This is a genomic window from Streptomyces sp. NPDC045022 (genome assembly GCF_056432605.1).
On sequence record NZ_JBWKIR010000016.1, the window covers coordinates 54,354 to 67,363 of the forward strand.

Annotated in this window: 11 protein-coding genes and 1 pseudogene; 6 read left to right on the top strand and 6 right to left on the bottom strand. The window is 70.5% G+C overall.

The window, feature by feature from the left end; all coding sequences use genetic code 11:
• Window positions 1-156 precede the first annotated feature (156 nt).
• Window positions 157-1,026: a LysR substrate-binding domain-containing protein gene (locus tag AC07C1_RS26275; protein WP_478942793.1), complete on the top strand. Its 870-nt coding sequence runs from the start codon at window positions 157-159 to the stop codon at window positions 1,024-1,026.
• A 261-nt stretch (window positions 1,027-1,287) separates the two neighbouring features.
• Here the strand turns inward: AC07C1_RS26275 and AC07C1_RS26280 are convergent, their stop codons facing one another.
• On the bottom strand, window positions 1,288-2,265 hold the full coding sequence (locus tag AC07C1_RS26280) for an Lrp/AsnC family transcriptional regulator (protein WP_478942795.1): 978 nt from the start codon (window positions 2,263-2,265) through the stop codon (window positions 1,288-1,290).
• Window positions 2,266-2,376: 111 nt separating this feature from the next.
• Between AC07C1_RS26280 and AC07C1_RS26285 the strand changes: the two genes are divergently transcribed.
• The 3 genes from AC07C1_RS26285 (at window position 2,377) to AC07C1_RS26295 (ending at window position 6,982) form a co-directional block, all read left to right on the top strand.
• Entirely contained in the window at window positions 2,377-3,864 is a 1,488-nt protein-coding gene (locus AC07C1_RS26285; protein ID WP_478942797.1) for an MFS transporter, read from the top strand.
• Window positions 3,865-4,185: 321 nt separating this feature from the next.
• On the top strand, window positions 4,186-6,015 hold the full coding sequence (locus AC07C1_RS26290) for an AMP-dependent synthetase/ligase (RefSeq protein ID WP_478942964.1): 1,830 nt from the start codon (window positions 4,186-4,188) through the stop codon (window positions 6,013-6,015).
• Window positions 6,016-6,145: 130 nt separating this feature from the next.
• Window positions 6,146-6,982 (top strand): aldo/keto reductase, encoded by an 837-nt coding sequence (locus AC07C1_RS26295; RefSeq protein WP_478942798.1) that lies wholly within the window; start codon window positions 6,146-6,148, stop codon window positions 6,980-6,982.
• A gap of 61 nt (window positions 6,983-7,043) precedes the next feature.
• On the opposite strand, the gene AC07C1_RS26300 is transcribed toward AC07C1_RS26295, so the two are convergent.
• Window positions 7,044-7,655 carry an antibiotic biosynthesis monooxygenase family protein gene (locus AC07C1_RS26300; protein WP_478942800.1) on the bottom strand — a complete coding sequence of 204 codons (612 nt, stop codon included), beginning with the start codon at window positions 7,653-7,655 and terminating at the stop codon, window positions 7,044-7,046.
• Window positions 7,656-7,881: 226 nt separating this feature from the next.
• On the opposite strand from AC07C1_RS26300, the gene AC07C1_RS26305 reads away from it, so the two are divergent.
• On the top strand, window positions 7,882-8,607 hold the full coding sequence (locus AC07C1_RS26305; protein ID WP_478942802.1) for a glycoside hydrolase family 75 protein: 726 nt from the start codon (window positions 7,882-7,884) through the stop codon (window positions 8,605-8,607).
• A 44-nt stretch (window positions 8,608-8,651) separates the two neighbouring features.
• Here AC07C1_RS26305 and AC07C1_RS26310 read toward each other — a convergent pair whose 3' ends face one another.
• A complete protein-coding gene (locus AC07C1_RS26310; protein WP_478942804.1) occupies window positions 8,652-9,353 on the bottom strand; it encodes an SDR family oxidoreductase in 702 nt (233 codons plus the stop codon).
• Between the two features lie 497 nt (window positions 9,354-9,850).
• On the bottom strand, window positions 9,851-10,735 hold the full coding sequence (locus AC07C1_RS26315) for a class I SAM-dependent methyltransferase (protein ID WP_478942805.1): 885 nt from the start codon (window positions 10,733-10,735) through the stop codon (window positions 9,851-9,853).
• Window positions 10,736-10,903: 168 nt separating this feature from the next.
• On the opposite strand from AC07C1_RS26315, the pseudogene AC07C1_RS26320 reads away from it, so the two are divergent.
• Window positions 10,904-11,158, top strand: a pseudogene (locus tag AC07C1_RS26320) (hypothetical protein); the annotation flags it as partial.
• A 10-nt stretch (window positions 11,159-11,168) separates the two neighbouring features.
• Here AC07C1_RS26320 and AC07C1_RS26325 read toward each other — a convergent pair.
• Complete coding sequence (locus AC07C1_RS26325) at window positions 11,169-11,834, bottom strand: hypothetical protein (RefSeq protein ID WP_478942807.1); 666 nt, start codon at window positions 11,832-11,834, stop codon at window positions 11,169-11,171.
• Window positions 11,835-11,917: 83 nt separating this feature from the next.
• Entirely contained in the window at window positions 11,918-12,922 is a 1,005-nt protein-coding gene (locus tag AC07C1_RS26330) for an SGNH/GDSL hydrolase family protein (protein ID WP_478942809.1), read from the bottom strand.
• Window positions 12,923-13,010 lie beyond the last annotated feature (88 nt).

Genomic DNA, 13,010 nt, shown 5'->3' on the forward strand with positions numbered 1-13,010 from the left:
TCTGTGTGTGTCAGTGGCTGTCCTGCGGTTCACGGGCCCGCAGCACCCCTCTCCATCGTCCTCCCGCACCCGCCGATCGGGAATGGCGCACACCACTCTGACTGCCATCATGTTCCGTGATAAACGGGGGCCGGCCGCCGGACTAGGCTCGGAGCCGTGTACGACCCTACGCAGCTGCGCACGTTCCTGGCGGTGGCCCAGACGCTCAGCTTCACGCAGGCCGCCCGGCGGCTCGGGTTGCGCCAGTCCACGGTCAGCCAGCAGGTGCGGCGGCTGGAGGACGCGGCCGGCCGACAGCTGTTCTCCCGGGACACCCACTCCGTGGAGCTGACGGAGGACGGCGAGGCGATGCTGGGCTTCGCCCGCCGGATCCTGGAGGTGCACGAGCAGGCGACGGCGTTCTTCACCGGCACGCGCGTGCGTGGCCGGCTGCGGTTCGGCGCCTCGGAGGACTTCGTCCTCACCCGGCTGCCGGAAATCCTGGAGGGCTTCCGCTACGACCACCCCGAGGTCGACCTGGAGCTGACGGTCGAACTGTCCGGGACGCTGCACGAGCGGCTGGCCGCCGGAAAGCTCGACCTGGTGCTGGCCAAGCGGCGCCCGGAGGATCCCCACGGTGAGCTGGTCTGGCGCGATGACCTGGTGTGGATCGGTGCGGATCGGCTGCGCCTGGACGCCGACCGGCCCGTACCGCTGATCGTGTACCCGCCGCCCGGCATCACCCGGGCCCGCGCGCTGGAGGTCCTGGAGGGGCAGGGCCGTGACTGGCGGATCGTGTGCACGAGCGGCAGTCTGAGCGGGCTGATCGCGGCGGCCCGCGCCGGCCTCGGCGTGATGGCACACTCCCGGCGCCTGATCCCGCCCGGCCTGTTCCGGCTGCCAGACCGGGCCGGCCTGCCCGAACTGGGCAAGGTCGACTTCGTCCTCGTCCACGGACGGCGCCGGGCCGCGGCGGAGGACGCCGCGAACGCCCTGGCGGCGGCGATCCTGGCGGGCGGCGAACGCCTGCGGCGACGCGGCGACTGACCGGGCCGACCACCCCACCGGCCCCGTCCCCCGACTCAGCCGCCCGCCCGAACCCCCCGGAAGACCGGGCGAGTCAGCCCATCGCATCGACATCGCCCTCCTCCACGGCCGGCGCCGGAACACGACGCACGGCGCCGCGAACACCCCGGCCATGCCGATCCCGGCGGGCGGCGAACACCTGCGGCGACGCGGCGACTGACCGGGACCACCGCCCCCACCAGCCGCATCCCGCGGCAGGGCCGCCCGGGAGGACCGGGTGGGTCAGCGCATTGCGCGGTACGTCAGTTGTTTGACCCGGCGCAGGAAGGGGGTCGCCTCCACGTGCTGGACGCCGTCCAGGTGGCCGAGGGGACCGCTCAGGTAGGCGTACAGGCCGGCGGTGTCGCGGACGACGGCGGTGACGGCGATCTGGGAGGGACCGGCGGTGGCGGAGGCGAAGGCGATCTCGTCGTGGGTGGCCAGCGTCCGGCCGACGGAGTGCAGGGCGCCCGGCGTGGTGGTGATCCACAGCACGGCGGCCTTGGGATAGCCGAGGATCTCGGAGTTGTACTCGACGTCGACGTACACCGCGCCGGAGGCGATCAGGGCGGACAGGCGGCGTTTGACGGCGGATTCGGAGCGGCCGGTGACGCGCTGGAGTTCTGGGTAGGTGGCGCGCCCGTCGCGTTCCAGTGCGGCGAGCAGCGGGGCGTCCTCGGGCTCGAGGCAGGCCGGACCGGGCTCGGGCAGCTCGGGGCGCAGGGCGGCGATCTCCGCGTCGTCGAGCGCCCGGAACTTGCGCAGCCAGCCGACCGGGCCGCCGTAGAAGCGGTGCAGAAGCTGCAGGGCACGGATCTCGACGACGCTCGGGGTGCGCGGCAGCTTGCCGAGGAGGAGGTCGTCGTGGTCGCCGGGGCTGCGCGGCCGGGTCAGGCAGGCGATTTCGGTGCCGCCGGAGGCCAGCCCGATCCAATAGGTGTCGGGGCGTTTGGCGAGGGCGTCGGCGATGACGGCGGCGCCGTCGGGTGCGCAGCGCAGGCGGAGCATCCACTGGTCCTGGCCGAGGCGGTCGGCGTCCCGGAGGACGACGACCCTGAGGCCGCCCTCGGCACACAGGCGCCGGTAGCGGCGTGCGACGGTCTGGTCGGAGACGCCGAGGACGGCGGCGATCCGGCTGAAGGGGGCCCGGCCGTCGATCTCCAGCGCGGAGAGCAGCCGTAGGTCCAGCAGGTCCAACTTGTCGGATTCCATCTTCAGCATGGTCTCCCCCATCGGATTCCGTCGAGCATCGCCCTTGCCGACGTCCGATCGGCCGCCGACGGGCATCGTACGCAGCGATACGCAGCCCGTTCGTACAGGGGAGTTGAGGAGATGCGTACATGGGGGACGCTCACGGCCGTGTGCCTGAGCACGTTCATGTTGCTGCTGGACGTGACGATCGTGGTGGTGGCGCTGCCGGACATGGCGGGTTCGCTCCACGCCTCTCTCGGTGATCTGCAGTGGGTGGTGGACGGGTACGCGCTGGCGCTGGCCGCGCTGCTGCTCGGGGTGGGTGCCGCCGCAGACATCCTGGGGCGGCGCCGGGTGCATGTGGTGGGTGTGGTCCTGTTCGCGGCGGCGAGTCTGCTGTGCGGGCTGGCGTCGGGCCCGGGGACGCTGGTCGCGGCACGGGCGCTGCAGGGCATAGGCGGGGCGGCGATGCTCGCGACGACCCTTCCCCTGCTGGGCTCGGCCTACCAGGGGCGGCAGCGCTCCGCGGCACTCGGTGTGTGGGGTGCGGTCAGCGGCGGGGCGGCCGCGGTCGGGCCGGTGCTGGGCGGGCTGATCACCGAGGGCCCGGGCTGGCGGTGGATCTTCTTCGTGAACCTGCCGGTGAGCGTCGTTGCGGTGTGGCTGACGCTGCGGCTGGTTCCGGAGTCGCGCGGCCCGCGTGGGATCCGCGTCGACTGGGCGGGGACGGCCGCCTTCGCCCTGTTCGCCGGGGGCGCGACGTACGCGGTGGTGCGGGCCGGGGAGGATGGCTGGAGCGCGCCCGCGACGCTGATGTCGTTCGCCGTGGCCGCACTGGCGCTGGCGGTGTTCGTGCTGGTGGAGCGGCGGGTGGCGCATCCGCTGCTGGATCTGTCGCTGCTGCGCCGGCCGACGTTCGTCGGGGCGATGCTGGGCTCGTTCGCCTTCAACGGGGTGGCGTTCGGCGGGATCGCTTACCTCTCGATCTGGACACAGACGCTGCTGGGCATGTCACCGGTGCGGGGCGGGCTGACGCTGCTGCCGATGACAGCGGTCGCGATGGTGGTGGCGGTACTGGTGGGGAAGCGGCTGCACGGGGTGCCCGCCTGGCTGACCGTCGGCGGCGGACTGCTGCTGGTCGCTTCGGGCACCCTGTGCCAGGCGGTGCTGGAGGCGGGCTCCGACTGGACGGCGCTGGCGCCCGGGTTCGTGCTGGTCGGGGTCGGCACCGGCTTCGTCGCGCCGACGGTGGCCGGGGCGGCGCTGGCGGCGGTGCCGCCGGAGCGGGCCGGGATGGCGGGCGGGGCGGTGAACACGGTCCGGCAGCTCGGGTACGCGCTCGGGGTGGCCGTCTTCGGTACCGTGCTCAGCTCCCGGATGACCGGCACGCTGCCGGGCGGCGCGGCCCACGCACTGGCCGGCGGCGGCGCCGACGGGTTGCGTGGCGGCTTCTCCGAGCACACCCTGCGCGCCGCGTTCGCCACCGGCCTGAACGGTGCGCTGGTGCTGGTGGGCCTCGCGGGGACGGTCGCGGGCGCGGTGGTGCTGCTGCTCTTGCGCCTGGACCGGCCCGTACCGCTGGAGGCTTCGGGCGCGGTGACAGAGGAGGCGGTGGCCGCCCGCGGGTGAGCGGAGTGCGCCGGTGACCGACGGTGAGGGCGGCCCTGGGCGGGTGTTCCGGGGCCGCCTCCGTGCTCGCCCGTGGAGCATCCCGCCGTAATTGGCACGTACAGATTCGGTGGAGATTACGGCACCGAAACTTACTGACCCGTCAGTATTGTGTCCGTCCCTTCCCCATGTGAGGGCATTTTCCGGCCACCGTCCAGGGAAAACGTGAGGTTTGCTGGGGTTCCTACCCCCTCCCGCCCGGTCACGGCGTGGGGTAGCTTTCACCGCGCTGTGCCGAGCATCACGGGCGTGACCAAGCAGCGAGTGATCGGGGAGCGAGGTTTGCGCGAGTTCACCAACCCGCCGTTGGCGTCGGTGCCGCCGGTGGGCGGTCTGGCCGACGTCGTCTTCGAGCATGCCCTCACGGACCCGCTGCATGTCGCCCTCGGCCGCAAGGACGCCTCCGGGCAGTGGCACGACGTGACCTCCGCCGAGTTCCGTGACGAGGTCCTCGCCCTGGCCAAGGGCCTCCTCGCCCGCGGCATCCGGTTCGGCGACCGGGTCGCCCTCATGTCCCGCACCCGCTACGAGTGGACCCTGTTCGACTTCGCCCTGTGGAGCATCGGTGCCCAGGTGGTCCCCGTCTACCCCACGTCCTCGGCCGAGCAGTGCTTCTGGATGCTCTATGACGCCGAGGTGTCGGCGGCGATCGTGGAGCACGAGGACCACGCCATGACCATCGCCACCGTCATCGACCGGCTGCCGCAGCTGCGTCAGCTGTGGCAGCTGGACGCGGGCTGTGTGCAGGAGCTGTACGACGCCGGGGCCCATCTGGACGACGAGGTGGTGCACCGGCACCGGCAGGCGGTCACCCCGGACTCGGTCGCCACGATCATCTACACCTCCGGCACCACCGGCCGCCCCAAGGGCTGTGTGCTGTCCCACGCGAACTTCATGTTCGAGGCGGACACGATGATCCAGCGGTGGGAACCGGTGTTCCACACGAGGAAGGACAGCGAGGCGTCCACGCTGCTGTTCCTGCCACTGGCGCACGTCTTCGGGCGGATGGTGGAGGTCGCCGCGATCCGCGGCCGGGTCCGCTTCGGGCACCAGCCGCAGTTGCACGCCGCCGCCCTGCTGCCCGATCTGGCCGCGTTCCGGCCGACGTTCATCCTCGCGGTGCCGTACATCTTCGAGAAGGTGTTCAACGCGGCCCGCCGGAAGGCGGAGAAGGAGGGCAGATCCGGGCCGTTCGAGAAGGCGGTCGACCTCGCGGTGAAGTACGCGGAGGCCGTGGAGGCGAAGGCATGGGGCATCGGTCCCGGCCCGTCGGCGGGGCTGCGCATGCAGCATCAGCTCTTCGACAAGCTCGTCTACTCCAAGGTGCGGGCGGCGATGGGCGGCCGTATCCGGAACGCGATGTCCGGTGGTTCCGCGATGGACCGCCGGCTCGGGCTGTTCTTCGCGGGCGCGGGCGTGCAGATCTACGAGGGCTACGGCCTGACCGAGTCGACGGCCGCGGCCACCGCCAACCCGCCCGAGCGCACCCGTTACGGCACGGTCGGCCAGGCCATCCCGGGGGTGACCGTGCACATCGCGGACGACGGGGAGATCTGGCTGCGCGGCGGCAACGTCTTCCAGGGCTATCTCAACAACCAGAAGGCCACCGACGAGACCCTGCACGACGGCTGGCTGGCCACCGGCGACCTCGGCTCCCTGGACGAGGACGGCTATCTGACGATCACCGGCCGCAAGAAGGAGATCCTGGTGACCTCCGGCGGCAAGAGCGTCTCGCCGGGGGTGCTGGAGGAGCGGGTCCGCGAGCACCCGCTGGTCAACCAGTGCATCGTGGTCGGCAACGACCGCCCCTACATCGCCGCCCTGGTCACCCTCGACCAGGACGCCGTCGAGCACTGGCTGCAGATGCGCGGGAAGCCTTCGGGGATGCCCGCCGCCCAGCTGGTGCACGACGCGGATCTGGAGACGGAGGTGCGGCGTGCCGTGGTCGCCGCCAACACCCTGGTCTCGCAGGCCGAGTCCATCCGTACCTTCCGCATACTGGCCCAGCCGTTCACCGAGGAACACGGTCTGCTGACACCGTCGCTGAAGCTGAAGCGGAAGGCGATCGAGAAGGCGTACGCGAACGAGGTCGACGCCCTCTACCGGACCTGAGGTTCCGGGGGCAGCCGCGGACCGTGTTCACATGCTTGTCGGGCCGATATCGCGGTCAGGAATGCATCGCGGTGTGTGATCGTTGACGATGGGAGCACCACCTGTCGACAACCGAAGGATCAATAAGCTCGTGAGCAGCAAGGTCCCCCCGATCATCCTCAACAACGGCGTCGAGATGCCCCAGCTGGGCTTCGGCGTATGGCAGGTGCCGGACGACGAGGCCGAGCGGGCCGTCGCCACGGCACTGGAGGCCGGGTACCGCAGCATCGACACAGCGGCGATCTACGGCAACGAAGAGGGCACCGGCAAGGCCATCGCCGCCTCCGGCCTGCCCCGCGAGGACATCTTCGTCACCACCAAGCTCTGGAACAGCGACCAGGGGTACGACTCCACGCTGCGCGCCTTCGACGCGTCGCTGGAGAAGCTGGGTCTGGACTACCTCGACCTGTACCTGATCCACTGGCCGCTGCCGTCCCGGGACACCTACATCGACACCTACAAGGCGTTCGAGAAGCTGCTCGCCGACGGCCGTGTCCGTGCCGTCGGCGTGTCCAACTTCCTTCCCGAGCACCTGCGGCGGCTGACCTCTCAGACCTCGGTCGTCCCGGCGGTCAACCAGATCGAGCTGCACCCGCATCTGCAGCAGCACGCCGCCCGCGAGTTCCACGCCGAGCAGGGCATCGCCACGGAGGCCTGGTCGCCGCTCGGCCAGGGCAAGGGGCTGCTGGAGGTGCCGGCGATCGTCGCGATCGCGCAGAAGCACGGCCGTACTCCGGCCCAGGTCGTGCTGCGCTGGCACGTCCAGCTCGGCAACGTGGTCATCCCGAAGTCCGTGACGCCGTCCCGGATCAAGGAGAACATCGAGGTCTTCGACTTCAGCCTGGACGACGAGGACCTCGCGGCGATCAGCGCGCTCAACGAGGACCGGCGGCTGGGCCCCGACCCGGCCACCTTCGACATGGGCTGACGCCCGCCGGGCAGCACCGTGCGCCCTGCCGCGCCGGCGGGGCGCACGGCCGTGTCGCCGTTCAGCCGGCCCGCACGTCCGCGTGCACGACCTCGAACTCCTCCAGGCCCACCACCGTCACATGCGCCTTGGCCGCGCCCTCGTGCCGGGCCGCCGCCTGGCCGGCGCGGGACACCGTGAGGGAGCGGGGGTCGGTGAAGAGCGTGCCGACCATCCCGCGTCCGTGCCCCCGGTCCAGGAACAGGGTGGCCCTGGCCAGGCCGGGCAGGGTCTCCAGGCGGGGCAGCACGCTCGCGTGGAACGTGTCGGCGACCAGGTCCGTGTCCGCCGGATCGAATTCCACCCGGGTGACGCGCAGGCCGCCGCCGGCGGTGGGGTGCGGGAGCGTGTGGCAGACCGCGACCTCGTAGTTCTCGACCGCGATGGTTCCGGCGAAGGGCTCCAGCAACGCGGGCCGCCGCTCGCGCATCACCTCGTCGCTGTTGCGCCGGGCGTCCTCGGACTCCCACCAGCTGACCGTCAGCAGTTTGCCCAGGTCGCGGTCGACGAAGACGTCTGCTCCCCGGTATCCGGGCCGTTCTTCGAGCAGGTCGCGGCCCTCGGAGTTCAGGGCGCGGATCGCCGTGTCGAGTTCGGCCGGATCACCGGTCGCGTACACCGCGCGTACGAACATGACGCCTTGCCTCCCGGTGCGGTGGCCACGGGCCGTGCGGTGGCCACGGACTGGGCCGGACACTTCCGGCATATCCCCCCTCCTCAGTCTTGCCCGTGTCGCAAACCCCCGCAATACGCACGGGTTTTCGCCACTTGGCAACTCAAGGGTCGACGGCGACATGCAGCCGGGGTCACCTTGTGCCACACTCGGTAAGGAAACTTTCCTAACAGAAGGGTCCCCCACAGTGCGTCTTCGAACACTGACCCTCGCCGCGGCCTCCGGGGCCGCCCTGCTCGCCGCCGGAATCCTCCCCGCGAACGCGTCCTCGACCTCGACCTCGACCTCGACCTCGGCACCGAAGGCGGCCCCCGCGTCCGCCCAGGAGGGCACGGTCAGCGCGGCCGACCTGCTCGCCAAGGTGACGTCCTGTTCGCAGATATCCAACGGCAAGTACAAGACCGACGACGAGACCTCGGCCACGATCCCCGTGTGCGGCAAGAACGGCGCGGTGTTCTGGAAGGCCGACATGGACATCGACTGCGACGGCCAGCGCACCACCAACTGCAACGAGAACCGCGACCCGTGGTACCAGGACGACACCGCCTTCCACCAGTCCGACGGCAAGCCGCTGAAGGCCGAGTCCCTGCCCTATGTCGTGGTCCCCAGTTCCAGCACCATCTGGAACTACGCCGGCGCCGACATCAAGGGCGGCGGTGTGGTCGCCGTCATCTACAACAACAAGGTGGAGTACGCCGTCGTCGGCGACACCGGCCCCACCAAGATCATCGGTGAGGCGTCGTACGCCACCGCCCAGGCACTCGGCATCGACCCCGACCCGGCCAACGGCGGCGCCGACTCGGGCGTGACGTACATCCTGTTCAAGAACTCCACGGTCTCCCCCATCGAGAGCCACAGCGCGGCGGTGACACTCGGGGACCGGCTGGCCAAGCAGTTCCTCCAGAACAACTGAGGGACTTCACGCAGCGCTTCGCGACAACTGCCGTCGGACGTCCGTCAGTTCGGCTGGCCCAGTGGGCGTACGACCACGGTGTTGACGTCGACACCCGCCGGCCGGCGGATCGCCCAGATGATCGAGTCGGCGATCTGGTCGGCGGTCAGCAGGTGGCCCGGCGGCAGACTGCCGTAGCCGTCCCAGAACGGGGTCTCCACCCGGCCCGGCGCGACCAGCGTCACCCCGATCCCGAACTCCGTGACCTGGCGCCGGGTGTTCTCGGCGAGCCCTGTGACCGCCCACTTGGTCGCACCGTAGATGTTGCCGGGCGTGTTCACGAACCCGGCGACGCTGCCGACGAGGACGATCCGGCCCCGGGTCTCCTTCAGGGCCGCCACGGAGGCGCGGACGAGGAGGGCCGGACCGAGCACATTGGTGAGGACCATCTCGGTCCAGCCGGCCGGGTCACCGTCGGCGACGGAGTCGTGGGTGGCGAAGCCGGCGTTGGCGACGACCGTGTCCAGTCGGCCGTATGCCTCGAGGGTGCGGTCGACGGCGTCCTGTATGTCGCCGAACGCCGACGCGTCACCGGCGACCGTCCGCAGTTCCGCGGGATCGCCGAGCCCCTCGGCGAAGTCCCGCAGCCGCTGTTCCGAGCGTCCGGTGACGGTGACGCGGTGTCCCGCCTCCAGCAGTTGCCGGGCCACGGCCGCGCCGATTCCACTGCCGCCGCCGGTGATGAGCGCGACCGGAGAGTCGTTCATGAAGTCCCCCTGTGATTGCCCGCGTTGGGTACGAACCGGGAGAGTCCATCACTTGGAGGGCGCTCGAAGTCAAGAGCGGTCGCAGGTGGTCCGGTACGGCAGGGCGAGCCCGTTGACGCCGCGGTCGGCCGCGGCCACGGTGTATGCCCGGGCCGGGACGGGCCTGACCGAGGCGGAGTGGCACCGCTTCCTCCCCTCTGCAGCGCACCGACGGGAAGAGTTCGGCGGGCGCCGTAAGCCGACGGGAGGTTGTGGCGGGTGCCCTGCGCCCACGAGCCGGGCAGCGAGACACCGGGCCCGGTCCGGTCGGCGGTGGCCGGCCGGCCTGCGTCTTGCGCGGCGATGACGCCGGGCGTCGTATCGGCGTCACCGGCGCCCCGGCCGGTGCCTTCCGCGCCGGTGACGCCGAGTGTCCGTGCCGCCCGCCACTGGGGCGGGCGGCGTATCGCCGCGTGGCATCGCGCCCGTCGGTTTCCGGACGTACCGACCCCTGCGGGCTAGACCGGGCGTACCGCCGTGTGCACCGTGGAGGCGCCCAGGACGAACACGTCCGGGCGGCGGTGCACGCTCGCCGGGTCGGACGGGTCGAGGAGGCGGTCGAGGGTGGCCCGGTCCTCCGGGTCGAGTCTGTCGCCGAGGCCGTCGCGCAGCCGGGACAGGGACGCGGCGACGTAGGCGCGGGCCCGGTCGGTCACGGGGGCGGGCAGGTCGAGCAGGAAGCTGCGGGTGCGCGTGTGCTTCAGGCCGGCGGCGGTCAGCAGGGCGGCCCAGTCCTCGGTCTCGGCGACGGAGCCGGGCAGGTCGGCCCGCATCCGGGCGAACCACTCGGCCTCCAGCGCGTCCAGCCGTGCCTGGAGTCCGGGGCGGCCGATGCCGATGTCCCGGGGCAGGAAGCGGGAGGGCAGACCGCCTTCGAGGAGGGCCAGGGTGCCGCCGGGGGCCACTCGCTCCGCGAACGCGGCGAGCGCGGATCGCTGGTCGCCGAGGTGGTGCAGGCTGCGGCTGGCCCACAGCAGGTCGGCCGGATACTCCAGCTCGTCCAGGACGCCCGGCAGTTCGCCGGTGAGCGTGTCGAACCGGTCGGCCACGCCCTGCCGTGCCGCGCGGGCGCGGGCCTGCTCCAGCAGCGGCTCCGCGCCGTCGACGGCGACGATCCGGGCCCCGGGGAACGCCTCGGCGAACAGACACGAGACGACTCCGGGTCCGCTGCCCGCGTCGACGATCAGCCCCGGCTCGGTCACCTCCTTCCCGAGCCATGCCATGACCCGTTCGTAGACGGGGGTGAACAGCTCCGCCTGGGACTCCAGCAGGGAGCCCCACTCGCTCCAGTCGATGTCGGTGGTGTCGGGTCCGTGCTTGTGGTGGTGATGGTCGTGCGCCATGGCGGTCAGCCTCTCGTCCGGTTGCCGCCAGCGTGCGACGGCACACCGGGTCCGGGCCAGCCCTGTTGCCGGTACGGCAAAAACGGGGCCGCGAGAACCGGGCGATCGGCAAGCCGGAACGCGGAAAACCGGACGCCGGAGGGCCCGCCGATCGGCGACGATGACCCGATGACCGACGCTGACCCGAGAACGGGCGTCGCCCCGACGACCCGGCGGCCCGGCGACCTGGTGGAACGCTTCCTCGCCGACGGCTTCGTGAAGCTCGAGGGCGCGGTCCCGCTCCGCGTCACCACGGACGGCGCGCGGCTGCTGTGGCAGGAGACGGGCTACGATCCCGACGACCCGGCCACCTGGAAGGACCCGGTCGTGCGGGTGGCCGGCATGGCGCAGGGACCGTTCGCGGCGGCCGCCAACTCACCCGCTCAACGACCTCTTAGCCCTGGCAGGTCTGTACGGGCACGGAGAAGACCTGCGAACCGTCACGCGTGATCCGGTAACACTGCCGGATGGTCTCTTCCGACACCACGACCGACACCCTCACCGTGCTACCGGTCCTCGTGACGGCGCTGACCGTGAGGAACCGCCGGTAGGGCGCGAGAGCCCTCCGCACTCCGGCACGGTTCAGCTCCGACGCTTCCAAAGCAGCGACACGCTGGCCGGCTATCCGGGCGCCGCTGCCGATCGAGACAGACGGGCCGCAGGTGTCGTACTTGAAGACGGACATCGTCGACGTCCAACCGTGGCCTTTCGCCGGGGCGTAGGTGTATTCGAGGCATCTGTCGATCACGCCCTGGCTGATGCCGAAGAGTGTCCTGGACTCGTACTCGACCCGTTTGACCACGCGGGCCCTGAATGCGTGACGGGACGCATCGTAGGAGATCACGGGAGCGCCGGTGTGCTGGTGGATAACAGCTGTGAGAGCGTCCGGATCAGCCGAGCCTTCGTCGCCGAGGGCACGTATGGTCTCGTTCTTCGTTCGGCGGAGCTGGTCGTCGAGCGCCAGCAGAGCCTGCTGCCGGTGCTCGGCATTGACCTTGTCGGTGTGCCATGACCAGTACCACAACGCGCCGAGTACGGTGCTGAGCACGACGATCAGCACGATCAGGGCGGTCAGACAGCCGGTGGTCATGGCACGCTCCAGCCGTGCCATGACCACCCGACCACGCCCGTGAAGGGACTGCACTAGCTGCCCTTGTATCCGATGTCGGCCAGAGCCTGGCCCATGACCTGTGCGTAGCCTGCCGTTCCCGCATTCTTCGGGTGGAACGCTTCGAGGCTGAGGCAGATGTTCTGCCCCGGCTTGGGGATGTAGGGAGCCTGGTTGGCGGGGTCTCCGTCGTGGAAGTCACCGTCCCCATTGGGACCTGCCACCACTCCGTTGATCCATTCGTCGCTGTCACACAGCCCATGCTCCTTGAACGCGGGGACGGGATCGGCGAACGCCACCTTGGTGCCGCTCCTCTTCAGCTCGTCGACCTTGGCCTTCTGCTTGTCGCGCATGTAGTCAGCCAGGTAGTTCAGAGTATCGAAGTCGCCCGCACAGCACTGACTTTCGCCGACGATGTGGGGGTAGCCCATGAGAACGATCTGCGCGTTCGGTGCCGCATTGGCGATCTCGTCGATCACGGTTCCGGTGTCGGCGACGGCTTGGTCGATCTTTCCCGTGTAGTCGTTCCTGTCGCATACGCCGATCACGTACCAGTTCTTGACGGCGTTGGTGAAGTTACCGCCTTTGCTTCCGCCGATGGTCAGCATGACCAGTGTCGTGTCCGAGCTGAGGACACCGGAGTCGATCTGCGTCTTCTCGTGATAGTTCCCCATCCATCCCCATGAGTTGGGGTCTCCCGTCGTGAGCTGCGACGTTGTTGCGCCGGAGCAGGTGACGTTCTGGAAGTCGACCGAGGTCGTGTGGCTGTCCGAGAGACTGCCGAGAGGTGTGGTGTAACCGGGCAGGAGCAGCTTGCGGCCCCACGAGTCAGCGCTGCGCCGGCACGCGTTCCAGGTCCGCTTGCCGTGGTCTCTGTCGGACTCGGGCGAGTAGCTGCCCGCGCCTTCGCCGGAGCTGTAGGAGTCGCCCATGGTGACCACCATGTGCTTCGGCTTGCCCAGTAGCTTCTGGAAGGCGGCCGCGGTGAAGGCCACGTCGTCATCGGCGGTGCCGTCATTGGTCGTGTTGGTCAGCTCCACCCGTGGAGTGCCGGTGAACTGGTAGACGCCGAGCTCGGCCCACGTGTTCTTGCCATAGCGGGTGTTGAGGTAGCGGTCGCGGTCACCG